This is a genomic window from Pedobacter aquae, assembly GCF_008195825.1.
GTDB classification, from domain to species: Bacteria; Bacteroidota; Bacteroidia; order Sphingobacteriales; family Sphingobacteriaceae; genus Pseudopedobacter; species Pseudopedobacter aquae.
The window spans coordinates 2222749-2246859 of the sequence record NZ_CP043329.1 but is presented as its reverse complement, the minus strand read 5'-3'; the positions used below and the strand labels follow the sequence as shown (position 1 = coordinate 2246859).

Annotated in this window: 21 protein-coding genes; all 21 read left to right on the top strand. The window is 35.6% G+C overall.

Annotation, left to right across the window (positions count from 1 at the left end):
• The first annotated feature begins 24 nt into the window (after positions 1–24).
• Entirely contained in the window at positions 25–486 is a 462-nt protein-coding gene (gene mraZ, locus FYC62_RS09800; RefSeq protein ID WP_039449034.1) for a division/cell wall cluster transcriptional repressor MraZ, read from the top strand.
• Positions 479–1384 (top strand): 16S rRNA (cytosine(1402)-N(4))-methyltransferase RsmH, encoded by a 906-nt coding sequence (gene rsmH / locus FYC62_RS09795; RefSeq protein ID WP_149074798.1) that lies wholly within the window; start codon positions 479–481, stop codon positions 1382–1384. The genes mraZ and rsmH overlap by 8 nt, the downstream gene beginning before the upstream one ends.
• Positions 1381–1794: an FtsL-like putative cell division protein gene (locus tag FYC62_RS09790; protein WP_149074797.1), complete on the top strand. Its 414-nt coding sequence runs from the start codon at positions 1381–1383 to the stop codon at positions 1792–1794. The genes rsmH and FYC62_RS09790 overlap by 4 nt, the downstream gene beginning before the upstream one ends.
• Positions 1778–3883: a penicillin-binding protein gene (locus FYC62_RS09785; protein WP_149074796.1), complete on the top strand. Its 2106-nt coding sequence runs from the start codon at positions 1778–1780 to the stop codon at positions 3881–3883. The genes FYC62_RS09790 and FYC62_RS09785 overlap by 17 nt, the downstream gene beginning before the upstream one ends.
• Positions 3883–5343, top strand: coding sequence for a UDP-N-acetylmuramoyl-L-alanyl-D-glutamate--2,6-diaminopimelate ligase (locus tag FYC62_RS09780; protein ID WP_149074795.1), 1461 nt, complete (start codon positions 3883–3885; stop codon positions 5341–5343). Before FYC62_RS09785 ends, FYC62_RS09780 begins: the two co-directional genes overlap by 1 nt.
• The gene (gene mraY / locus FYC62_RS09775) at positions 5343–6626 is read left to right on the top strand and encodes a phospho-N-acetylmuramoyl-pentapeptide-transferase (RefSeq protein WP_149074794.1); all 1284 of its coding nucleotides are present in this window, start codon (positions 5343–5345) and stop codon (positions 6624–6626) included. Before FYC62_RS09780 ends, mraY begins: the two co-directional genes overlap by 1 nt.
• A gap of 27 nt (positions 6627–6653) precedes the next feature.
• Positions 6654–6989 carry a hypothetical protein gene (locus FYC62_RS18030; RefSeq protein ID WP_317131484.1) on the top strand — a complete coding sequence of 112 codons (336 nt, stop codon included), beginning with the start codon at positions 6654–6656 and terminating at the stop codon, positions 6987–6989.
• Entirely contained in the window at positions 6953–8047 is a 1095-nt protein-coding gene (gene murD, locus FYC62_RS09770; RefSeq protein WP_317131546.1) for a UDP-N-acetylmuramoyl-L-alanine--D-glutamate ligase, read from the top strand. The genes FYC62_RS18030 and murD overlap by 37 nt, the downstream gene beginning before the upstream one ends.
• 11 nt (positions 8048–8058) lie before the next feature.
• On the top strand, positions 8059–9240 hold the full coding sequence (locus FYC62_RS09765) for an FtsW/RodA/SpoVE family cell cycle protein (RefSeq protein WP_205943706.1): 1182 nt from the start codon (positions 8059–8061) through the stop codon (positions 9238–9240).
• A gap of 176 nt (positions 9241–9416) precedes the next feature.
• A complete protein-coding gene (gene murG / locus FYC62_RS09760; protein ID WP_149074793.1) occupies positions 9417–10517 on the top strand; it encodes an undecaprenyldiphospho-muramoylpentapeptide beta-N-acetylglucosaminyltransferase in 1101 nt (366 codons plus the stop codon).
• 4 nt (positions 10518–10521) lie between these two features.
• A complete protein-coding gene (murC, locus tag FYC62_RS09755) occupies positions 10522–11877 on the top strand; it encodes a UDP-N-acetylmuramate--L-alanine ligase (RefSeq protein ID WP_149075899.1) in 1356 nt (451 codons plus the stop codon).
• The gene (locus FYC62_RS09750; protein WP_149074792.1) at positions 11870–12748 is read left to right on the top strand and encodes a cell division protein FtsQ/DivIB; all 879 of its coding nucleotides are present in this window, start codon (positions 11870–11872) and stop codon (positions 12746–12748) included. The genes murC and FYC62_RS09750 overlap by 8 nt, the downstream gene beginning before the upstream one ends.
• Positions 12749–12750: 2 nt before the next feature.
• Positions 12751–14106 (top strand): cell division protein FtsA, encoded by a 1356-nt coding sequence (ftsA, locus tag FYC62_RS09745; protein WP_149074791.1) that lies wholly within the window; start codon positions 12751–12753, stop codon positions 14104–14106.
• Between the two features lie 126 nt (positions 14107–14232).
• Entirely contained in the window at positions 14233–15879 is a 1647-nt protein-coding gene (gene ftsZ / locus FYC62_RS09740) for a cell division protein FtsZ (RefSeq protein WP_149074790.1), read from the top strand.
• Positions 15880–16038: 159 nt separating this feature from the next.
• Positions 16039–17280 (top strand): aminotransferase class I/II-fold pyridoxal phosphate-dependent enzyme, encoded by a 1242-nt coding sequence (locus FYC62_RS09735; RefSeq protein ID WP_039449256.1) that lies wholly within the window; start codon positions 16039–16041, stop codon positions 17278–17280.
• A gap of 265 nt (positions 17281–17545) precedes the next feature.
• A complete protein-coding gene (locus tag FYC62_RS09730) occupies positions 17546–17731 on the top strand; it encodes a hypothetical protein (protein WP_039449053.1) in 186 nt (61 codons plus the stop codon).
• 108 nt (positions 17732–17839) lie between these two features.
• Positions 17840–18370 carry a dihydrofolate reductase family protein gene (locus FYC62_RS09725; protein WP_149074789.1) on the top strand — a complete coding sequence of 177 codons (531 nt, stop codon included), beginning with the start codon at positions 17840–17842 and terminating at the stop codon, positions 18368–18370.
• A gap of 136 nt (positions 18371–18506) precedes the next feature.
• A complete protein-coding gene (locus tag FYC62_RS09720) occupies positions 18507–19112 on the top strand; it encodes an RNA polymerase sigma factor (protein ID WP_039449058.1) in 606 nt (201 codons plus the stop codon).
• Between the two features lie 196 nt (positions 19113–19308).
• Positions 19309–20451: a FecR family protein gene (locus FYC62_RS09715; RefSeq protein ID WP_149074788.1), complete on the top strand. Its 1143-nt coding sequence runs from the start codon at positions 19309–19311 to the stop codon at positions 20449–20451.
• Positions 20452–20480: 29 nt separating this feature from the next.
• Positions 20481–20984 (top strand): STN and carboxypeptidase regulatory-like domain-containing protein, encoded by a 504-nt coding sequence (locus FYC62_RS17615; protein ID WP_240534707.1) that lies wholly within the window; start codon positions 20481–20483, stop codon positions 20982–20984.
• On the top strand, positions 20932–24066 hold the full coding sequence (locus tag FYC62_RS09710; protein WP_240534706.1) for a SusC/RagA family TonB-linked outer membrane protein: 3135 nt from the start codon (positions 20932–20934) through the stop codon (positions 24064–24066). The genes FYC62_RS17615 and FYC62_RS09710 overlap by 53 nt, the downstream gene beginning before the upstream one ends.
• Positions 24067–24111 lie beyond the last annotated feature (45 nt).

Here is a 24111-nt window from a genome sequence, read left to right as displayed (position 1 = left end):
TAAGAAAAACTATATACACTTAGCATGTCTCATCTGATTGGAGAATTTGATTGTAAGCTTGATGCCAAAGGACGCCTGATGGTGCCTTCTGGTTTGAAGAAGCAATTGCCTGCGGCAGATGCAGAGGGCTTGGTGATAAACCGTGGTTTTGAAAAGCACTTGGTTGTTTATTCTAAGGCAGAGTGGGATAAGGTAACGGCAGAGTTAGCGCAGTTAAATCAGTACGAAGAAAAGAACAGGAAATTTATTCGCTATTTCACTAGAGGTGCTACTGAGCTTTCTTTGGATGCTTCTGGAAGGGTTTTGCTTCCAAAGTCTTTATTAGAGTATGCTGGTATAGGTGCTGAGGTGGTTTTGTCTTGTCAGTTTAATAAGATAGAAGTTTGGGCTAAAGATGCTTACGATGCGCAGTTGGATGATGAGCCAGAAAATTTCTCAAGCCTTGCCGAAGAGGTGATGGGTAAAGGAAGGAGGATAGATGGATAACGTTTATCATGTTCCGGTGATGTTGAAAGAATGTATGGAGGGCTTGGCTCTTCAGGCTGGAGGTGTTTATGTAGATGTAACTTTTGGTGGCGGTGGCCATTCAAGAGAAATCATGAAGCACTTGGGTGATGATGGGGTTTTGGTAGCTTTTGACCAAGATGAAGATGCTAGACAGAATATCATAGCTGATGATAGGTTTGTTTTTGTTGATCAAAACTTCAGATTTCTAAAGAATAATTTAAGGGCGCATGATTTAATTCCTGTTGATGGGATTTTGGCCGATTTAGGTGTTTCTTCTCATCAGTTTGATGTTCCTGAACGCGGTTTCTCCATCCGTTTTGATGGCGATTTGGATATGCGTATGGATCAATCATCCGGTTTAACCGCAAAAGAAGTTGTAAATACTTATGAAGAGGATGATTTGCATAAAATATTTGGCATTTATGGCGAAATACAAAATGCAAAATCTTTAGCCAGAACTATGGTTACAGCAAGGTTAAATGTTCCGATAGAAACAATTTCTCAGTTAAAAACGGTCATCCATAAATTAATTCCGAGAGGAAAAGAGAATAAATATTTAGCACAGGTTTTTCAGGCACTAAGGATAGAGGTTAACCAAGAAATGGAGGCGCTTAAAGATTTTCTGGAACAAACAGCAGAAGTTTTAAAGCCAGGTGGCAGGTTGGTAGTAATGTCTTATCACTCTTTAGAAGATAGGTTGGTGAAGAACTTTATGGCTAAAGGAAAGTTTAGCGGCGAGGTTGAAAAAGATTTTTTTGGGAATGAGATTAAGCCTTTTAGGGTGGTAACTAAAAAATCTGTTACGGCAAGTGAAGAGGAAATCAAATTAAATAACAGAGCAAGAAGTGCAAGATTAAGAATTGCTGTAAAACAATGATAAATAAAATTAGAGAACCCAAAGCGGAGCCTGTAGAGGAAGAAATTCTTCCAAAGCAGAAAGAGGAGCCTAAAGAGGTTGCTCCAAGCTTTTTGATCTCTCTTTTTACAAAAGGTGTGGTTTCTAAAGAAGGTGCTACAGAAGCGCTTCCCTTTATCGTGTTTTTGGCTTTTCTAGGGATGATTTATATAGGAAACAGGCATACTGCAGAGAATAATATTAGGAAAATAGATAAGGTTAGCAAAGAGGTGAAAGAGCTGAGTTGGGATTTTAAGACGCTTAAAGCTGACCTTATGTTTAAAAGTAAACAAACAGAAGTGGCAAGCAGGGTAGATTCCGTTTTGGGTCTTAAAGTTTCTGTAGAGCCACCCATAAAAATAAAAATTAGTCCTGATGAATATAAGAACTAACATTCTTCTGCGTGTTTACGCAGCTTTCGGGGTTATCGTTTTGTTTGCATTTGCAGTAATCGCTAAAATGGTTCATGTGCAAGTTGTAGAAGGCGATAAGTACAGGGCTATGGCCGATAGTTTAAGTACCAAATATGTAGAGGTTGAAGCGGCTAGAGGTAATATTTATTCGGCAGATGGCAGTTTACTAGCTACATCGGTTCCTGAATATGAAATCAGAATGGATTTACTGGCAGGTGGTATAGAAGATGATAAAGTTTTTTATGAGAAAGTAGACTCTTTGGCTTATCGTCTGGCGGCACATTTTAAAGATAAACCAGGTTTTAAATATGCTCGTCTTTTGCGTGATGCTAGAGAAGAACGCCAACGTTATTTTTTGATTAAGAGAAACGTGAGCTATCAGGATTTAAAAGCGCTAAAGAAGTTTCCAATATTTAATTTGGGTAGGTATAAAGGCGGGATGATTGCTGTACAGCAAAATAAAAGAATTTTTCCTTTCAGAGATTTAGCTGCCAGAACTATAGGCTATTATAATGCAAATGCTGGTGCAGCTGTAGGTTTAGAAGGTGCTTATGGCGATTATATCAATGGTGAAACAGGGAAAAGATTAGTACAAAGAATTGCAGGTGGCGTGTGGATGCCAATTAATGAGGATGCAGAAATTGCTCCTAAGGATGGTGCAGATATTATTTCTACCATTGATATCAATATGCAAGATCTAGCACAAAGTGCTTTGAAAAAGCAATTGGTGAAAAGCGAGGCTGATTTTGGCTGTGTATTAGTGATGGAGGTAGAAACAGGAAAAATTAAAGCTATAGCAAATTACACCAGAGATGGTGAAGAACTTGAGTATAAAGAGAAGTTTAATTATGCCATTGCTCAAAGTGCTGAGCCTGGCTCAACTTTCAAATTAGCGTCTTACATGATTGCTATGGAAGACGGCAAGTTTGATTTAAACGACCGTATTGATACAGAGGGTGGTAAATACAAAGTTTACCGTCATACCATTAAAGATTCTCACGAAGGTGGTTATGGTGTAATAACCATGAAACAAGCTTTTGAAGTTTCATCTAACGTAGCCATTGTCAAACAAATTTATAACCACTATAAAGACGAGCCTGAAGAGTTTACCAGTAAACTTCATGATTTAAAACTAGGTGAAAAAATGGGTTTACAAATCCCTGGAGAAGGCAGCCCTTTAATTAAAACACCAGAAAGCAAATCATGGAGCGGTTTAACCTTGCCTCAAATGGCTTATGGTTATGAGCTTAAAATGACTCCGGTAGAAATACTAGCCCTCTATAATGCGGTAGCTAACAACGGTAAAATGATAAGCCCAATGTTTGTGCAAGAAATTAGAAGATTGGGGTCTACTGTTGAGCAATTTAAACCTAGGGTAGTTAATGATAAAATATGTTCTGACGCCACTTTGGAGAAACTTAAAGTGATGTTAGAAGGCGTTGTGATTGATGGTACCGGAAAAGCTTTAAACAATCCACTTTATAAAATTGCAGGTAAAACAGGTACAGCACAAGTGGCAGATGGTTCTAAAGGCTATAAAGGTAAAAGACAATATCAAGCATCTTTTTGTGGGTATTTCCCGGCAGAAAAGCCTAAATACTCCATGATTGTGGTTGTTCAAAATCCAACTAAAGGTTCTTACTACGCTGCAGATGTGGCAGGGCCAATTTTTAGAGAAGTTGCTGATATGGTTTATGCTGGGGATATACAGATGTATTCTGATATGAAAGCGCCCAAATTGGTAGGTAATACCAGGCTGCCAAAAGTAAAAGATGGGCATAAGCAATCTGCACAAAAAGTATATAGCGCTTTTGGTATTAAACCTTATTTCGCTTCGGCTACAGAAAATGATATAGATACCAATAATGGTATCACTTATAAAGAGGTAAAGATGAATCGTGGTGTGGTGCCAGATGTAGTTGGAATGGGCTTGAGAGATGCACTATACGTTTTAGGGAATTCGGGCTTAAAGCCAGTGGTTAAGGGAAGTGGTGAGGTGATAACACAATCTTTAGCTGTAGGAACACCTATCATGAAAGGGACTAAAATTTTAATTGAGTTACAATAATGGCAGTTTTAAAAGACATATTGTATGGTGTTGCTTTAGAGCAAGTAATTGGCTCAACCGAGGTTGAAATAGCTCAAATTGCTTTCGACTCTAGAAAAGTAGCGTCCCAAACACTTTTTGTTGCCATTAAAGGAACGCTAACAGATGGGCATGCCTATATCAGCTTAGCTATAGAAAAAGGAGCTCATGCTGTTGTTTTAGAAAGCTTACCAGAACATGTGGTAGATGGTGTTACCTATTTAGTTGTAGCAAATTCTGCTAAAGCTTTAGGAACTATAGCTGCTAATTTTTACGATCATCCATCATCAAAACTTAAACTAGTTGGTGTAACAGGTACGAATGGTAAAACATCAGTTTGTACTTTACTTTATCAGCTATTTAGAGATTTAGGTTATAAAGTAGGGTTAATATCTACGGTAGAGAATAAGATAAATGATGCTATTATTCCATCAACACATACTACACCAGACCAAGTTGCGCTACAATTTTTAATAAATAGTATGATTGATGCCGGCTGCGATTATTGCTTTATGGAAGTAAGCTCGCATGCGGTAGCACAACATCGTATAGAAGGATTAAACTTTGCTGGGGCTGTTTTTACAAATATCACTCATGACCATTTAGATTTTCATCTCACTTTTGATAATTACCTAAAAGCAAAGAAGACATTTTTTGATGGCTTAAATAAATCAGCATTTGCGCTTACCAATATTGATGATAAAAATGGTGAGGTGATGCTGCAAAACACCAAGGCTTACAAAAAAAGCTATGCTTTAAAAACTTTAGCTGATTTTAAAGCTAGAGTGATGGAAAATCAATTCTCTGGTTTACATCTAGATATTGACGGGCATGAGGTTTATATGAAAATGGTAGGCTCTTTTAATGCTTATAATTTATTGGCTGTTTATGCAACGGCCATGTTGTTAGAGCAAGACAAAATAAAAGTCTTAACCATTTTAAGCAGACTTAGTGGTGCAGAAGGTAGGTTTGATTATATCGTGGCGCCAAATAAAGTAGTAGGTATTGTTGATTATGCACATACGCCAGATGCTTTAAGAAATGTACTGTCTACCATAGATAATATCAGAAATGGAAATGAATCTATCATTACCATCATAGGCTGTGGCGGAGATAGAGATAAAACTAAACGCCCTGTAATGGCGCAAACAGCTTGCGATTGGAGTCATAAAGTTATTCTTACTTCAGATAATCCTCGTTCAGAAAATCCAGAAGATATCATCAAAGATATGCAAGCTGGTGTAACGCCTGTAAATCAGCGTAAAGTGCTTACCATTATTGATAGAAGAGAGGCTATAAAAACTGCTTGTCATTTAGCCCAACCTGGTGATATTATTTTATTAGCGGGTAAAGGCCATGAGAAATATCAAGAAATAAAAGGCCTAAGGACAGATTTTGATGATAAAAAAATATTGTTGGACCAATTTAACCTACTTGCTTAATGTTATACTACCTTTTTAACTTTTTAGATAAACAATTTGATTTCCCCGGAGCAGGTGTATTTCAGTTTATCTCTTTTAGGGCAAGTATGGCCATCATCTTATCCTTAATTATCACAACTGTTTATGGCAGTAGACTGATTAAGTATTTAAGACAAAAGCAAGTTGGCGAAACCGTAAGAAATTTAGGTTTAGACGGCCAAATACAAAAGCAAGGTACACCTACTATGGGTGGCTTAATCATTATTGCTGGGGTATTAATCCCAACCCTGTTGTTTGCCAAGCTAGAAAATATATACATCATTTTAATGATTGTAACCACCATTTGGATGGGAGCGATAGGCTTTCTAGATGATTATATTAAGGTATTTAAGAAAAATAAAGAAGGTTTAGCGGGTAGGTTTAAAATAGTTGGGCAAGTTGGTTTAGCTATCATTGTGGGTTGCACCATGTATTTCCATCCCGGTATTTTAGTTAGACAAACTGTTACAGGCGCTTTACCAGCCGGAAGTGCTGCCTCACAAACAGAAGAAGTTTATAATAAGGATGGTAAAAAGCTTATTAAGGTAGAAAAATCAACAGGTGTACATTATGCAAATGATGTAAAATCTACCATCACCAATATCCCTTTCTATAAAAATAATGAGTTTGATTACGCCAAAGTCTTAAAGTTTATGGGCGATGGCTATGAGAAATATGCTTTTCCAGTGTTTTTGATATTTGTTATCGTCATCATTACGGCAGTTTCTAACGGTGCTAATATTACCGATGGGATAGACGGTTTAGCTACCGGAACATCAGCAATCATTGGAATTACTTTGGCTTTGCTGGCCTATGTTTCTGGTAATATGATTATTGCCGATTATCTAAAGATTTTATACATCCCAAATTCTGGCGAACTGGTAATTTTTGCAGCGGCTTTTGTAGGTGCTTGTGTAGGTTTTCTGTGGTACAACACCTTTCCGGCTCAGGTTTTTATGGGCGATACAGGAAGCTTAACCATTGGAGGTATCATAGCAGTTTTAGCTATCATGATACGTAAAGAATTGCTTATCCCTATACTTTGTGGTGTTTTCTTGATAGAAAATCTATCGGTTATAATGCAGGTATCTTGGTTTAAATACACCAAGAAAAAATATGGCGAGGGCAGAAGAATCTTCTTAATGTCGCCATTACACCATCACTTTCAGAAAAAGGGTTATCACGAAGCAAAAATTGTTACCCGCTTTTGGATTATTGGGATACTACTAGCTATTATAACTATAGTAACCTTGAAATTGAGATAGAAGAAGAAAACAAAGAGTAAAAATTAAATGAGTAATAAACATCAAGATATGAATCCGTTAGAACAAAATACTACTTCTTCCAATACGAAGAGACTTGTTGTTCTTGGGGCTGGCGAAAGTGGCGTTGGTGCTGCTATTCTAGCTCAGAAGCATGGTTTTGATGTTTTTGTTTCTGATTTTGGTGCTATTGCAGACCATTACAAAGCAGAACTTACTGCTTTTAATATCCCTTTTGAGGAAAATCAGCATACTGAAGATTTAATTTTAAATGCTAGCGAGGTTGTAAAAAGCCCAGGTATCCCTGATAAGGCTCCAATAATCAAGAAATTAATAGAAAAAATATTTCCATTCTATCAGAAATAGAATTTGCTGGTAGATATACCAAAGCTAAAACCATTTGTATAACCGGTTCTAATGGTAAAACTACCACCACGCTTTTAACTTACCATATTTTAAAGAAAGCAGGTTTAAATGTTGGTTTAGCAGGTAATATTGGGAAAAGTTTTGCTAAGCAGGTTGCTCAGGAAAACTTTGATTATTACGTATTAGAAATTAGCAGTTTCATGCTGGATAATATGTATCAGTTTAAAGCTGATATAGCTATTTTACTAAACATCACACCAGACCATTTAGATAGATATAATTATGAGATGCGCAATTATGTGAACTCTAAATTTAGGATTGCTCAAAATCAAAAGCAAGAAGATCATTTTATCTACTGCGCCGATGATTCAGAAACAGAAGCTGTAATTGCAGATTTTGCTATTAAAGCTCAAATACATCCATTTTCTATCAAAAAGGAAGTTACCAATGGCGCTTATGCTTTAGCGCAAACCATCACATTTAATCTAAACCATTCAGATAAATTAACTATGTCATTATCAGATTTAGCACTGCAAGGCAGTCACAATGTTTACAACTCTATGGCTTCTGGTATAGCAGCTAAGATTTTAGATCTTAGAAATGCAACCATCAGAGAAAGCATGAGTGACTTTAAAAATATTGAACACCGTCTGGAGCATGTTGCCAAAATTTCAGGTATCACTTTTATCAACGATTCTAAAGCTACCAACGTAAATTCTACCTGGTATGCACTAGAAAGCGTTAATACCGATGTGGTATTAATTATGGGTGGCGTAGATAAAGGAAATGATTATAGCATGATTAAAGACTTGGTTAAGCAAAAAGTTAAGGCTATAGTTTGCTTGGGTAAAGACAATAAAGCTATACATGATGCTTTTGAAGACGATGTAGAAGTTATCGTAAATACTTTTTCTGCAAGTGAAGCTGTAGAAGTAGCCTATCACTTAGCTAAAAAAGGAAGCACCGTTTTACTGTCTCCTGCTTGTGCAAGTTTTGATTTATTTAAAAATTACGAAGACAGAGGTAATCAATTTAAAGCAGCTGTAAGAGAACTTTAATATCCATAAACATGATTAAAGATATTCTAAATCATACCCGTGGCGATAGATGGATTTGGCTAATCATCATCCTGCTATCGTTACTTTCTGTGTTAGCTGTTTACAGTGCTACAGGTACCTTGGCATACAAGCGTGGTGTAGGTTCAGAATCTTTAATGTTTAAACATTTGTTATTTATCATCATAGGTTTTGTTTTGATATATTTTGCCCACTTACTTAATTACAGGTATTACGGCGGGATATCAAAAATTTTAATGATTATTACCATCCCACTTTTGCTTTATACGCTACTTTTTGGTAGCACCATGAATGATGCAAGTAGATGGATAGCTATACCAGGTACAGGTTTAACCTTTCAAACATCAGATTTAGCTAAGTTGGCACTTATTACTTTTTTAGCGAGAACCTTAACCAAAAAGCAAGAGAATATTAAGGATGTAAAGAAAGCTTTTATCCCTATTATGGGTTCTGTTTGTTTGGTTTTTATATTAATAGGTTTAGCAAATTTATCAACAGCATTAATGCTGTTTGGTGTTAGTATATTAATCTTGTTAATTGGCAGAATTAGCTTTAAACAGATTGCCGTTGTTTGTGTAGGAGGCTTGTCGCTATTATTAGCTTTAGTGTTTTTTGGCCCGCGTAGAGAGACCTATAAATCAAGGATAAATGCTTACATGCATCCAGAAATGCAGCATTCTGATAAAACTTTCCAGCAAGACCAAGCAAAAATAGCAGTTGCTAGCGGAGGTGTTTTAGGTAAAGGACCGGGTAATAGCACACAAAGAAATTTCTTGCCTCACCCTTATTCAGATTTTATTTTTGCCATCATTATAGAAGAATACGGTATGGTTGGTGGTATTGTGGTGGTAGCCCTATACTTATTACTCATGTTTAGGATTATCAAGATAGTAACCCAAGCCCCTAAAGCTTTTGGGGCTTTATTAGCTGCTGGTTTAGGTTTTAGTTTAACTATACAGGCATTAGCAAACATGGCCGTGGCGGTAAATTTATTCCCGGTTACGGGTGTACCTTTGCCGCTGGTTAGTATGGGTGGTACGTCTATTTTATTTACAAGTGTAGCATTTGGTATTATATTATCGGTTAGTAAAGATGTTGAAGAATATAAAGCGGATTTAAAAGCAACCAATAAAGAAGAAAAAGTTATTGTAGGAGAGATACCTGCGATGGGGTAAATATTTAGTGAATGATAGATGGATTGAATGGGAGATTGATATTATTTAAATCACTAAATCAAAATAAATTTAGTAGAGCTGATAGTAATCAATCAAAAATCACTAAATCAAAAAATAAAATAGCCAGATAGCAGATGAGTCTCAATACTCAATACTATCTACTCAATACTAAAAATATGGCAAAAAGAATCATCATCAGTGGAGGCGGAACAGGAGGACATATCTTCCCTGCTATTGCTATAGCCAATGCTTTGATAGCTTTACAGCCAGACACAGAAATATTATTTGTAGGTGCAGCAGGAAGAATGGAAATGGAAAAAGTTCCGGCTGCTGGTTATCGTATTATAGGTTTAGATATTCAGGGTTTTCAAAGAAGTAATTTGGCTAAGAACCTGTTATTGCCCTTTAAATTATTAGGTAGCATAAGAAAGTCTCTACAAATTATAAAAGATTTTAAACCTCATGCAGTAGTAGGGGTTGGCGGTTATGCATCTGGTCCTTTGTTGTATGCAGCATCCATAAAGAAAATTCCTTATCTCATTCAAGAGCAAAACTCTTATGCAGGTATTACCAACAAATTATTGGGAAAAAAAGCAGAAAAAATATGTGTTGCTTTTGATGCTATGGATACATTTTTTCCTGCAGAGCGTATCATTAAAACGGGTAATCCGGTAAGAAAAGAATCGGTTCAAATTGTAGGCAAAAGAAAAGAGGCGGCAGCATTTTTTGAATTAGACGAAACCAAAAAAACAGTTTTAGTAGTAGGTGGAAGTTTAGGTGCTGGCACTTTAAACAAAAGTATGATGGCTGGTTTGGCTTTATTACAAAGCCAAGATATACAACTGATTTGGCAAACAGGTAAATATTACTACCGAGGGATTATAGATAGTTATGGTAACCAGCCTAAAGACAACGGAATAAGGATTTTTGAATTTCTAAATCGTATGGATTTAGCTTTCGCAATGGCAGATGTGATTATCTCAAGAGCCGGAGCAGGAACCATTGCAGAGTTATGTTTGGTGCAAAAACCAGTGATTTTGGTGCCATCGCCAAACGTTGCAGAAGACCATCAAACTAAAAATGCCATGGCTTTAGTAAATAAGGATGCGGCCGTTTTAATTGATGATAAACATGCCGAATCTGATTTGGTAGAGCAAACTTTAAAATTGTTAAAAGATGAAGCTAAGATGAAGCGTTTATCTTCAAATATTGCTGAGTTGGCTTTGCCATTGGCAGATGAAACTATTGCAAAAGAAGTATTAAATATTGCATTATAGCATGATAAAATTAGAAGACATACAAAGGGTTTACCTTATCGGAATTGGCGGTATTGGCATGAGTGGTCTTGCCCGTTATTTCCATAAAAGAGGCTGTGTGGTATGTGGCTATGATAAAACAGCTACCCCGCTTACCTTAAGCCTTGCTGATGAAGGTATCCCAGTACGTTATGAAGATTTGGAAGAAAATATTCCAATGAATTTTCATGAGCTTTCTTCTTCAACTTTAATTATTTATACACCGGCAATTCCGCAGGATAGTGTGGTGTTAAACTTCTTCAAAAGAAAAGGTTTTACACTTTATAAACGTTCGCAAGTTTTAGGTATCCTGTCTGCTGGTATGTACACCATTGCAGTGGCAGGTACACATGGTAAAACAACAACCAGTACCTTAATAACACATTTATTGTTAAATGGTGGGAATGACTGCTCTGCATTTTTAGGAGGTATCAGCTCTAATTATGATACCAATATCATCATCGGTAAAAATAATGTGATGGTGGTTGAGGCCGATGAGTATGACAGATCTTTCTTAACCCTACATCCTGATGTTGCCGTAGTAACCTCTATGGATGCAGACCATCTTGATATTTACGGTGATGAAAGTCATCTGATAGACTCTTTCAAACTATTTGCCGGGCAAGTAAAAACCGATGGTAAATTATTTGTTCGTAAAGGCTTGCCACTAGCAGGAACTTCTACTTATGGTTTAACCACCCAAGCTGATGCTTACGCACAAAATATAAGGGTTGAAGCTGGTGAGTTTAAATTTGATTTCAAAAATCAAGAGTTAGAAATGCCGAATCTGGTATTGGGATTGGCTGGGCAGCACAATATAGAAAATGCAGTGGCAGCTATACAAGTTGCCCTTTTAATGGGGATATCCATAGAAGATATAAGAGCAGGCTTAGCCAGTTTTAAAGGTGTAAAAAGACGTTTCGAGTATATCATCAAACAGCCTAAAAGAATTTATATAGATGATTATGCGCATCACCCAGAAGAGTTAAGAGCTTGTTTCAAAGCTGTAAGAACCTTATATCCAGATAAAAAGCTGACAGTTGTTTTTCAGCCTCATTTATTTACCAGAACCAGAGATTTCGCAGACGGTTTTGCAGAAGTTTTGGCTACCGCGGATGAATTGCTGCTTTTAGATATTTATCCGGCAAGAGAATTGCCTATACCGGGTGTTGATAGTGATTTCTTAGCTCAAAAAATAAATTCAGATAAAGTTATCAGATGCTCTAAAGAGCAAGCTTTGCAATTGCTTAGAAGTTTAAATCCCGAGTTATTGGTAACTGTTGGCGCTGGCGATATAGATACATTGGTTAAACCTTTACATACTTTATTTACAAATGCTTAAAAAGATAAAATGGAAATTGGTAGGTGCTATATTTCTCTGGCTAGTAAGTCTGAGCGGTTTAGTGGTGCTGATGAGTTTTATCGAAACTAAAAAGGTAGAAACAGTTTGCAGGGAGGTAAAAGTAATCTTACCTGGCAATCAATATTTTATAGAAAGAGCTGAGGTTGATGAGATACTGGTTTCAAAAAATGGTTTATTGGTGGGTAGAAGGTTAGATAATATCGATTTACAAAGCTTAGAGGATAGGTTACAAGCCAATCCTTTTATAGAATACGCCAATGTTTTTGCCGATATGAATGGGGTTATCCATGCAAATATTAGGCAGCGAGTACCAATTTTAAGGATGTTAAACATCGCTGGTCAAGATTATTATATAGATCAAAACGGATTGAAAATCCCATTATCAGAGCATTTTACGGCTAGAGTATTAGTTGCAAACGGAATGATATTAGAAGGCTTTAGCGGTAAAATTGATACCCTAAGAACTACCTTGGCTAAAGACCTATTTAAAGTGGCCGTACATATTGCAAAGGATTCTTTATGGAACGAGCAATTTGTACAGCTTTATGTAAATGATAAAAAAGAAATAGAGCTGGTTCCTAGAGTGGGTAAGCAAAAAATCATTTTCGGAGATGGAAATGATATTGAAGATAAATTTAAGAGATTATTGGTTTTCTATAAAAAGGCCATCCCTTACGTAGGTTGGGATACTTACTCATCAGTAAGTTTAAAATTTAAAGGCCAAATAGTTTGCCAAAAAAGCGATTCTACCATCTTAAGAACTCAGTTTGAACAGCAACAGTTAAGAGATAGCTTACGCAAAGAAGAAATAAAAGAAATAGCAAAAGATTCAATACAAAATACATTATAGACATGGAAAAAGGCATTACTAAACAATCCAAAGTATCACCCATTGTAGTAGGTCTTGATATTGGTACCACTAAAATTTGTGTTATCGTGGGCAGAAGAAGCGAACACGGTAAAATAGAAGTTTTAGGCTTGGGTAAGGCAGAATCTGCCGGAGTTACCCGTGGCGTGGTTTCTAATATTGCAAAAACCGTTAAGGGTATCACCCAAGCAGTAGAAGAGGGCAGTTCACAATCTAATGTTGACATTAAAATTGTTAATGTTGGTATTGCTGGGCAGCACATCAAAAGCTTGCAGCACCGTGGTATTTTAACAAGAAAAGACCTCAGTAATGAAATCTCTAAAAAAGATATCGATAGGTTAATAGACGATATGTTTAAACTAGCGATGAACCCAGGAGAGGAAATTATACATGTATTACCGCAAGAATTTACGGTAGATAATGAGCCGGGTATAAAAGACCCTGTTGGTATGGCTGGAGTGCGTTTAGAAGCAAACTTTCATATCATTACTGGGCAAGTAACGGCTATTAAAAATATCATGAAATGTGTGGTGCAAGGTGGTTTAGAAACTCAGGATTTAATATTAGAGCCTTTAGCTTCCGCAGAATCTGTATTGAGCGAAGAAGAAAAAGAAGCTGGTGTTGTTTTGGTTGATATTGGTGGTGGTACAACTGATGTGGCTATTTTCCATGAAGGCTTGATCAGACATACTGCAGTTATTCCTTTCGGAGGAAATAGCGTAACTGAAGATATCAGAGAAGGGTGCTCTGTTATGCGCAATCAGGCCGAATTGTTAAAAACCAGATTTGGTTCTGCATTAGCAGAAGAAAATAAAGAAAATGAGATTATTTGTGTTCCAGGATTGAGAGGAAGAGAGCCTAAAGAAATATCGGTTAAAAACTTAGCTTATGTGATACAAGCTAGGATGGAAGAAATCATAGACCATGTTTATTATGAGATTAAATCATCAGGTTACGAGAAAAAATTAATAGGCGGAATTGTAATAACTGGTGGTGGTGCGCAGTTAAAGCATTTATCGCAATTGGTAGAATATGTAACAGGTTTAGATTGCAGAATTGGTTACCCTAATGAGCACTTGGCAAAGAATGAAGAATTGCCTAAGAATATTTATGAGGATTTAAAAAGCCCAATGTATGCAACAGGTATCGGTTTGTTGATAAAAGGTATTGAGAAAGTAGAAAGCGAATTGCAGAAAGATTATAAAGTTTCATCTTCTGCACCTGTTTCTTCTGTTGCAGAAAGCAGCTCGAAGAAAAACAGAGGTTTATTTGCTTCTTTACTTGAAGGGACTAAGAAATTTATTAAGGATGATATTAGCGATCAGGATTTTCTTAAATAATTTTCAACAATCAGGAAGTTTTCCACACTATTAACATTTGTGGATAACTGTTGTGGAATATTTTTTAATATTACATGTAGGAATAATTCAATTTTACAAAACGCTTAAAAGCTGATAATAAAGGATATGCAGTTTGAAATGTTAAAAGAAAAATCATCAATAATCAAAGTTATTGGTGTTGGTGGTGGCGGTGGTAACGCTGTTAACCATATGTACAGGCAAGGAATTACTGGTGTAGACTTCATCATATGTAATACCGATGCTCAGGCTTTAGAACTCAGTCCTATTCCTAACAAAGTACAATTAGGGGCAAGTTTAACAGAAGGAATGGGTGCAGGCTCTATTCCAGAAGTTGGAAAAAACTCGGCTATAGAAAATATAGACGATGTTAAAGAAATGCTTGGCGCTAATACCCGTATGCTTTTTATTACTGCCGGAATGGGCGGTGGTACAGGTACCGGGGCTAGTCCTATCATCGCGAAAGCGGCTAAAGAGCTAGATATATTAACCGTTGCTATAGTTACTACACCTTTCTCCTTTGAAGGTAAACGTAGAAGAATGCAAGCAGAAGAAGGACTAGAAGAATTAAAAAAATATGTTGATTCTTACCTAGTAATTTCTAATGATAGATTGCGTGAGATATTTGGTAACCTAACATTAGGCTCTGCATTTGGCCAGGCTGATGATATTTTAACTACCGCAGCAAAAGGTATAGCAGAAATTATTACCGTACCGGGTTATATAAACGTCGACTTTAAAGATGTGCGTACCGTTATGAAAGAAAGCGGTGTAGCCATCATGGGAAGTTATGCAGCAGAAGGCGAAAACAGAGCTTTAAAAGCTGTGGAGGGCGCTTTATTATCTCCATTATTAAAAGATAATGAAATAGAAGGTGCAAGATACATCCTATTAAATATCAGCTCTGGAGACAAAGAGGTTACCATGGATGAAGTAAGTATTATTACTGATTTTATTCAAGACCAAGCTGGTTTATCGGCAGATTTAATTTGGGGTAATTGTAATGATGCTTCTCTAGGAGATAAAATATCTGTAACCATTATAGCTACAGGTTTCCAAACCAGAGAAGAAAGGGTACAGACACAGCAAAGTGCACCTAAAAAACAGTTTTTAACTTCTGATACGCCTTTAATCAGACCGGTTAATGAGTTTGTACAAGCTAAACCTCAGGTAGAAGAACCTCAAATAACTCAAGAAATTGCTAAACCAAAAGAAAGTATTTTGCCTCAGGCAGATTTATTTGGTGGCATGTTTGCACAACCAGAGCAAACGCCTGTAAATAAGGATACTGATACCATTAGACATCAATTGATAGAAGAGGAGCCAGCACAAGAAGAAACTCAGGAACAAGAACACGCTTTTGAGTTTAATCTTAAAATAGAAGAGCCAGCTTATAATTTTTCTATTCCTCAGGCTAATCAAGTAGAAGATACTTTTAAAGAAGAGGAACCTATCCAAGTTACACCAGAACCTGTACAGCAGGTAGATGAGTATAAAACAGATGACTCTATTGAAGAACAATTGAGGAAGTCTAAAGAACGTATCTTAAGATTAAAAGACTTAAGTATGAAACTGAGATCAACAAGCGGTTTACAAGAGTTGGAAAACGAGCCAGCTTACAAAAGAAAACAAATGCAGTTGAAAGATGTGCCACATTCTTCTGAATCTCAGGTATCAAGATTTACTTTAAGCAATGAAGATGGTCAAACAGAAATAAGACCAAATAATTCATTTCTTCATGATAATGTAGATTAACCTTTGCATTAACCAATTTAAAGCCATTCTGTTAAACGAATGGCTTTTTAATTTTAATGCCATATTTTCTTCATTGTGCTAATAGGTTTTGTTTATCAATGAATTAAAGTAAATTTGCAGCAAATTAATATTTTAATAACACACAAAAAATACATCACATTGGATATTTTTGATAAGATAGCTAAAAATATGGGGCCTCTTGGTCAACACCAAAAATGGTCTCATGGTTACTTTTCTTTTCCGAAATTGGAGGGAGAGATTGCACCTCATATGAAATTTAGAGGCAAGGAACATTTAGTTTGGAGCTTAAACAACTATTTAGGTTTAGCTAACCATCCTGAAGTAAGAGAGGCTGATGCAAAAGCTGCTGCCGATTATGGTATGGCCTATCCTATGGGTGCCAGAATGATGTCTGGTAACTCTAACAACCATGAGGAATTAGAAAAGCAATTAGCGGAGTTTACAGGTTTTCAAGATGCATTCTTGTTAAACTATGGCTATCAAGGTATGGTATCTATTATTGATACGCTTGTAGACAGAAATGATGTTATTGTTTATGATGCAGAATCTCATGCTTGTATTATAGATGGTGTTCGTTTACACATGGGTAAGCGCTTCGTATATCAACATAATGATATGGATAGCTTACGCAAGCAATTAGAAAGAGCTACAAAACTTACAGAGCAATCTGGAGGTGGTATTTTAGTTATTACCGAAGGTGTATTTGGAATGTCTGGTGCACAAGGTAAAATAAGTGAAGTAGTTGCTCTTAAGTCAGAATTTAAATTCCGCTTGTTAATTGATGATGCTCATGGTTTTGGTACGATGGGTAAAACGGGTGCTGGTACACATGAACACCAAAATTCTATAGCAGGAGTAGATGTTTATTTTGGAACATTTGCAAAATCTATGGCAGGCATTGGTGCTTTTGTAGCGTCTACGGAAGAAATCACCAATTATTTACGCTATAATATGCGTTCTCAGACCTTTGCCAAATCTTTGCCAATGCCAATGGTAATGGGTTTATTAAAGCGTTTAGAGCTCTTAAAAAGCAAGCCAGAATTAAAAGATAAACTTTGGACTATTGCTACGGCTTTACAAAAAGGTTTAAGAGAAAGAGGCTTTGATATTGGTAATACTGATTCTGTGGTAACACCTGTATTCTTAAAAGGAGAATTATCAGACGCTACAGCTATCACCATGGATTTAAGAGAAAACTATGGTATCTTCTGCTCTATTGTGGTATATCCGGTTATCCCTAAAGGATTAATTATGCTACGTTTAATCCCAACAGCTATGCATACTTTAGAAGACGTAGAGCGTACTTTAAGCGCATTTAGCGAGGTAGGAGACAAGCTTAATAAAGGCTTATACAAAGAAAATAAGGCTGTTGAAGCTTAAAAATTAGAAAAAAATATAAATGCCCCTGTAATAAACGCAGGGGCATTTTTGTTTAATTATGTTTTGTTATAATGTTGATTATGAGTCGGTTAATGAGGGATGATTTAAAGCAGATTGTTAAAACCTTGATGTTTGTGGAAAAAAAAGCGTTTTAAGGGGCATTAATTACCTCGTATAATATTTTTTTTTACAAAAAAACATTATACATTAGCTATAAGTAAACAATATTACTAACCATCATAAATAAAAAAAGGAGTATTTTAAAATGAAACAATTCGAAGAAGTAAAAAGATTAGTAGCAGAACTAGAAGGTGATGCTGACAAATTTTACAACAAAGGTAACAGCGCTGCTGGTACAAGAGTAAGAAAAGGAATGCAAGACTTAAAAAACTTAGCTCAAGCTATTCGTTTAGAAGTTCAAGAAACTAAAAATAAAGCTACTGGTAAATAATTAACCAAGTACTTTATTCATAAAACCCAAAGACTTATGTTTTTGGGTTTTTTTATTTTAGAAGTATCTCAAGAATAATATTCATTTACCCTTTATACAGGAAGTCTTATGAGAAAAGTTAATCTTTATATAGCGATGAGCTTAGATGGATACATAGCTACAGAATCTGATGATATTGGTTTTTTATCTATGGTTGAGTCTGCCGGGGAAGACTATGGTCACCAAGCTTTTATGGATAGCATTGATACCGTAATTTGGGGTAGAAAAACATTTGATAAGATTTTAACCTTCGGAGATGAACTTCTCTATCCCGACAAGAAGATATACGTGATGTCTAGACAAAGAAAAGGAGACATACAGCACATCACCTACCGGGATGATGTTGTGGCTTTGGTGCATGAATTAAAGCAGCAAGAAGGGAAAGATATTTATTGTGATGGAGGAGCAGAGATTGTGGATGAATTATTGAAACACCAATTGATAGATAGAATGATTATTTCTATCATTCCGCATTTATTAGGAAGTGGAAAAAGCCTGTTTAAGAATGGCAGACTAGAGCAGAAGTTGAAATTTAAAAAAAGCGAAACTTACCCAACAGGCTTAGTACAACTTTGGTATGATATAAAACAAGGATTATAAATTACATCCTTCTTCTTTACAATTTTAAATTTCATTAAATTTAAGTCCTTTATTTAATTGTTGAGGATTTATTGTTGAGGATAGTCTTTATTAGCTTATTTATTCCTTAATTAGCGAGATTAATCAATTAATTTATATGTCTCATATTGTTGAAGCTTCTGGTGATGATGAGCGTGAGCTAGTTAAAGATTTGGTTAAAGGAGACCAAAATGCTTTTAATTTGCTTTACCAGAAGTATAGCAGTCTTATTTATCGGAAAATATTTTTGATGACTAAGTATGAGCATATTGCTGATGAATTACTTCAAGACATATTTCTCAAAATTTGGTCTAACAGGGCTAACATCAACCCCGATAAATCTTTTAAAGCTTGGCTATACACCATTGCCCAAAATGTGGTATATGATTATTATCGTAAGCTTGCGCATGATAAAAAAATGCAAGATTACTTTATAGAGAGCTTTAACAATCTTTACTCAGAAACAGAAGATTACCTGCTCAACAAAGAACGTAACGCTATCTTGAGTGCCGCTTTAGAAACACTTAGCCCTAAAAGGAGAGAGATTTTTAAACTCTGTAAATTTGAAGATAAGAGTTATAAAGAAGTTGCAGATATCTTACAGATAAGTCCATCTACTGTAAGTAACCAATTGGTAGCGGCAACAAAAAGCATAAAAGAGTATGTTTTTTTGCATTCTCAAGAGTTTTTAATGATTTGCATTGGTTTATACCTAAGAAAATAATCTAGCTTTCTATTTTCTCTCGTCAGAAATAAAATTTTAGTTGCTAAAACTGCGTAATTGTAGCTTTTGTATGCGTGATTTTGTCTTTTACAAAGCTAATTCTTTCCTGAAATCAATTTTTTTAAAAAAAATATGCAACAGCAATAGTGTGTTTTTTCTTTTCGAGCGTATTTAGGATATATCATGTTAAGATAGTATGAAATTTAAAGCACTTTACCGTAAATTCTTATCTAATACCATCACCAAGCTTGAGCTTGAAAAATTGATGGATCACTTTAAAAATGAAAGTGAAGCATCTCTTAAACATGAGATCAAGGAGGCTTTTGTATCCAATCAAAATCAAACTGAGTTTACAGATGAGCAACATTTAGAACGTTTACGTTTGCAAATCATCAATAAAATAAAAGAAGAGCAAGTTGTTGCGCAAAAAAATCAACGCTTTATTATTCCTACTTATTTAAGAGTTGCCGCAGTTTTAGTACTGATAAGTGTAGTTGCTTATTTATTTTATCCTAAAAATCTGCCAATAAACCCCATTAAGCCAGGAAAAAATATAGCCTTATTAGAGATTAATGGTAAAAAGATCTTTTTGGATGATAAGCGTGAAAGTGAAATTTACAGACAGACAGGTATTTCTATCATCCATCATAAAAATGGTTCCATCACTTATCATATCAATGAAGGTGCAGACAGTACAGAAATTGTTGCTTTACAAACCATTAAAACCCCAAGAGGTGGCCAATATAAAATTACGCTGAGCGATGGAACAAAGGTGATGTTGAACTCAGAATCAAGACTATATTTTCCAGCAGGCTTTAGGGGTAATACCAGAAGTATTAAGTTAGATGGCGAAGCATATTTTGAAGTTGCGCATCAAGCCAAAAGACCATTTATAGTAGATATTAATGGTATGCAGGTGAAAGTTTTGGGTACCAAGTTTAATGTGAGTAATTATCCGGAAGATAAAGGAATAAAAACTACGCTACTAGAGGGAAGTGTTGCTATAGATTATCCGGGTAATAACAAAACCAATCTTTTAAAACCCAATCAACAAGCTTTATTTAACAAGGGCGGTTTAACCATTGCTGATGTAGATACAGAAGAATCTGCCGCCTGGACCAATAATTTATTCTTATTTAATAATGTTCCGTTTGATGTAGTGATGCAAAAACTAGCCAGATGGTATAACATAGAAGTAGACTATGATAGTTTACCAGAAAGAAATCTATACGTGAAAATTAATAGAAATGTAGACATGCAGAAAGTTTTAGAAATGATATCACTTACTACCGATGTGAAATTCAAGCTTGAAGGGAGGAAACTTAGCATAGAACAATGAAAAATTAAAATTTAACCAAAACGTATGATATGAAACAACCCCACAAAACCTATTCACTTACCGCTAAACTATGTTTGCAGTTCTTATTAGTACCGCTATTCTTAGTTTTAGTAACATTAAAATCAAATGCTCAAACTTATAGTTTCGAGTTTAAAAACACTCCCTTTAACACAGTTATAACAGAGATTACATCAAAAACCAATTATCAATTTGTTTTTGATGCAAGCTATTTGCAGCAAGCTAAACCTGTTAGTTTAAAGGTAAACAGTGCTGGGATGAAACAAATATTAGATGCTGTTTTTCAGAACCAGACTTTTAGTTACACGCTATCAGAAAACACCATTGTGATAGTGCCTAAAAAAGCATCAGCTAAAGAAAGCTTTACGGCTAAAGGATTGGTGATAGATGAAAATAAACAAGCTATACCGGGTGTAGTAGTTAAAAATAAGAGCAGCAATAATTTTGTTCTTACTGATGCGAATGGAAATTTCTCTATCAATCTATCAGACAACCCATCTGTATTTGGTGTTTAGTTATTTAGGCTATGCTACGGAAGAGCGTTCTGTATCTAAAAATCCAGCTTATGTTTCTTTACAAATGCAGGTTAATGCAGAAGAGTTGAGCGCTGTTGTAGTAAATGGTTATCAAACCATTAGCAGAGAGCGCTCTACAGCTGCTGCGACCATTTTAACCGAGAAAAAGTTAAATGAAAACATCAACGTAGATTTACTAAGCGCCATAGAGGGTAGGGTAGCAGGTTTAGTTTATAATAAAAACCCAAATGGGTTAGGTGCAGACCAACCAGAAATAAGAGGTAGAGCTACTTACTCTACGCTGTCTGGTGATTATGCTCCGCTTATTGTGGTTGATGGTTTACCTACAGAATTAACACTTGACCAAATTAACCCTTACGATGTAGAATCTGTAACGGTGCTAAAGGATGGGGCGGGAGCTTCTATTTATGGTGCTCGTTCTGCTAATGGGGTTATCGTGGTAACTACTAAAAAAGCTCAAGGAGCTACAAAAATTTCTGTAAACTCAGACTTTTTTATCAATACCAAGCCAGATTTAGACTTGTTAGGATTAGCATCTACAGCACAGGTGATAGATTATGAAACACGTCTTTATAACCAAGAAAGATCAAGGGTTGCTACTACAGATGCTATGTTTCAATCTTATGGTACAGTAGCTAACGGAAATATTAGGTATTACTCTCCTTTATATCAATTATATAGAGACAGAGATGCTGGTTTGTTTAGTCAGGCTGCGGTAGACCAAACCTTAAGTAACTGGGCCAAAAATGACTATATGCAAGAGTACAGAGACCAAGTTTGGCAAAACGAGTTTAGACAACGTTATAACGTTTCTTTAAGTACCGGAAATGCCAAAAGCAACACTTTTGTGTCTTTAAATTACGATAAAGGTAAAGAACGTATTATAGGTAATAACAACGAAAACTATAACCTATATGTTAAAAATAGTTTCAAGCCTAAAAAATGGTTAGATGTAACGGTTGGTTTAAATGGTCAGTATCAATTAGCTGATGATACGGAAGGTATTTACAATAATATATTTCTTCAAAACCGTTACGAGCGTATTATAGCTGAAAATGGAAACAGAGAGCAGGCAGATTTTGTGAACATTGGCGATAGCTTTGCGGGAGCTACCCCTATAAATGGTGCTGTTGCCAGAATTTTAAATGCTACGCCTGCTTTTAAGTCTACGCGTTTTAATGTTTTAGATGCTTTAGATGAAGGTGTAACAAGCAGCAAAAGAATTGGATTAAGAGCTTTTACCAATTTGCAATTTAATATTACTAAAGCTATAAGTTATAGCACTCAGTTTCAGTACGAGCTGAATGAGACTAGAAGAGAAAGTTATTTAGATGTTAACTCTTATAAAGTACGTAGTGCTGCAAATGCTTTAACCAATTTTGCCAGTAATACCTATACTTATGGTTTACCTATTGGCGGAAGATTTGAGCAGTTAAATAGAGCATCTAATGCTTATACTTTTAGGAATCAATTAAATTTAGATAAAAGTTTTGATGAAGGTACCCATGCTATTTATGCTATAGCAGGTTTCGAGATGCGACAAACTTTTACACCAAGATCTGTTCAGGATATTCGTTATGGTTACGATCCTGTTACTTTATCATCAACCATCATCAATGAAAATGAGTTAAGCATAACAGGTTTACCAAGTTATATTTACGGAGGTAGAAAAACTTTAAGTGTTGCACCAAGACTTCAAGAAGAATCTAAAAATAGATATGTTTCTTTTTATACCAATGCTGGCTATACTTTCAAAAACAAGTATAATGTTACAGGTAGTTTCCGTGTAGACCAAACCAACCTTTTTGGTGTAGAGTTTAACGATAGAAGCAGACCTTTATGGTCGGTTGGTTTAGGTTGGAATGCCAGCAATGAAGATTTCTTAAGCAACATCAGTTGGTTAGAAATGCTTAAAGTAAGAGGTAGTTACGGTATAAATGGTAGAACTGATAGAAGTACCAGCAGATACGCAACTTTTAGATTAAGGAACGATCAATTATTCCCATCATTACAGTTTCTGGATCTAACCAATTTAGCAAACCCTATGTTAAGATGGGAAAAAACGGCTACTACAAACTTAGGTATTGATTTCGCCTTGTTTAACAATCGTTTATTCGGAAATATTGATTTGTATAACAGATATAGCTCAGACTTAATTGTAAGTACAGAACTGGAGCCAACTGTTGGTACTACTAGCATTGTTTTAAATAATGGCGCTTTAAGAAATAAAGGGATAGAGATTACTTTAGGTGGCGAGTGGTTAAGAACTAAAGATTGGAAATTAAGCTCTACTTTGGTATATGCGTATAATAAGAATATCATAGAGGATGTGAATAAAGCAATACCTACTCCATTCTCTTATATCCAATCTCCTAATTCTAATTTCTTTGAGAATGATGCTTTTAGTAGTCTCTATGGTTTCCGTTACGGTGGTATTGTTAATGGTTACCCTTACGTATTAGATGAAAATGGTAATCCTAGTATACAATTTGATGCTAATGGGCAGCCTATTGCAGGTACAATTAAATCCATAAATGATAACAGAGCTTTGGTGAATTTAGGGACATTAATTCCTAAGTTTAATGGCTCTTTCTCTCAAAGAGTTGCTTATAAACAATTTGAGTTAGGAATGTTATTTATATACTCTGGAGGTAATAAATTACGTAAAAACCCAGTTCAAGATAATGTTAATAATATTAGAGCAGCTAATATAGCCGTAAGCGATGGTTCTACACCAAGACTACCGGCAGATTATCCTATTACTACCCATATTTTTAGTAACATGAGTACCATCAACTCTCAGTTTAGAGCTGCGGATGTAAATGTTTTCTCTGCTGATTATATCAAGCTAAGAAATATATCATTGGCTTATAGTTTACCAAGAGCAATGGTTACAAAAGTAGGTTTAGCATCTGCTCGTTTAACTGGTCAGATTAATAATTTATGGTATGCTAGTGCAGCTGGTGATGATATAGACCCAGAAACTTACTCGTTAAACTCTGGTAATTATAGCGTTCCGCTTCCAAAATCATTTTTAATAGGTGTAAACGTAACTTTCTAAGCATAAAACAATTATGATTGCTTTATCATCATTAGAAAATAAAAT

Excerpts from the sequence above, each read along its gene's own strand:
- murG (WP_149074793.1), top strand. The coding sequence starts at position 9,417 with ATGGCAAAAAGAATCATCATCAGTGGAGGCGGAACAGGAGGACATATC.
- FYC62_RS09750 (WP_149074792.1), top strand. The coding sequence starts at position 11,870 with ATGCTTAAAAAGATAAAATGGAAATTGGTAGGTGCTATATTTCTCTGG.
- ftsZ (WP_149074790.1), top strand. The coding sequence starts at position 14,233 with ATGCAGTTTGAAATGTTAAAAGAAAAATCATCAATAATCAAAGTTATT.
- FYC62_RS17615 (WP_240534707.1), top strand. The coding sequence starts at position 20,481 with ATGAAACAACCCCACAAAACCTATTCACTTACCGCTAAACTATGTTTG.
- rsmH (WP_149074798.1), top strand. The coding sequence starts at position 479 with ATGGATAACGTTTATCATGTTCCGGTGATGTTGAAAGAATGTATGGAG.
- FYC62_RS09725 (WP_149074789.1), top strand. The coding sequence starts at position 17,840 with ATGAGAAAAGTTAATCTTTATATAGCGATGAGCTTAGATGGATACATA.
- FYC62_RS09715 (WP_149074788.1), top strand. The coding sequence starts at position 19,309 with ATGAAATTTAAAGCACTTTACCGTAAATTCTTATCTAATACCATCACC.
- mraZ (WP_039449034.1), top strand. The coding sequence starts at position 25 with ATGTCTCATCTGATTGGAGAATTTGATTGTAAGCTTGATGCCAAAGGA.
- FYC62_RS09710 (WP_240534706.1), top strand. The coding sequence starts at position 20,932 with ATGGAAATTTCTCTATCAATCTATCAGACAACCCATCTGTATTTGGTG.
- FYC62_RS09790 (WP_149074797.1), top strand. The coding sequence starts at position 1,381 with ATGATAAATAAAATTAGAGAACCCAAAGCGGAGCCTGTAGAGGAAGAA.
- FYC62_RS18030 (WP_317131484.1), top strand. The coding sequence starts at position 6,654 with ATGAGTAATAAACATCAAGATATGAATCCGTTAGAACAAAATACTACT.
- FYC62_RS09785 (WP_149074796.1), top strand. The coding sequence starts at position 1,778 with ATGAATATAAGAACTAACATTCTTCTGCGTGTTTACGCAGCTTTCGGG.
- FYC62_RS09720 (WP_039449058.1), top strand. The coding sequence starts at position 18,507 with ATGTCTCATATTGTTGAAGCTTCTGGTGATGATGAGCGTGAGCTAGTT.
- ftsA (WP_149074791.1), top strand. The coding sequence starts at position 12,751 with ATGGAAAAAGGCATTACTAAACAATCCAAAGTATCACCCATTGTAGTA.
- FYC62_RS09780 (WP_149074795.1), top strand. The coding sequence starts at position 3,883 with ATGGCAGTTTTAAAAGACATATTGTATGGTGTTGCTTTAGAGCAAGTA.
- FYC62_RS09730 (WP_039449053.1), top strand. The coding sequence starts at position 17,546 with ATGAAACAATTCGAAGAAGTAAAAAGATTAGTAGCAGAACTAGAAGGT.
- FYC62_RS09765 (WP_205943706.1), top strand. The coding sequence starts at position 8,059 with ATGATTAAAGATATTCTAAATCATACCCGTGGCGATAGATGGATTTGG.
- mraY (WP_149074794.1), top strand. The coding sequence starts at position 5,343 with ATGTTATACTACCTTTTTAACTTTTTAGATAAACAATTTGATTTCCCC.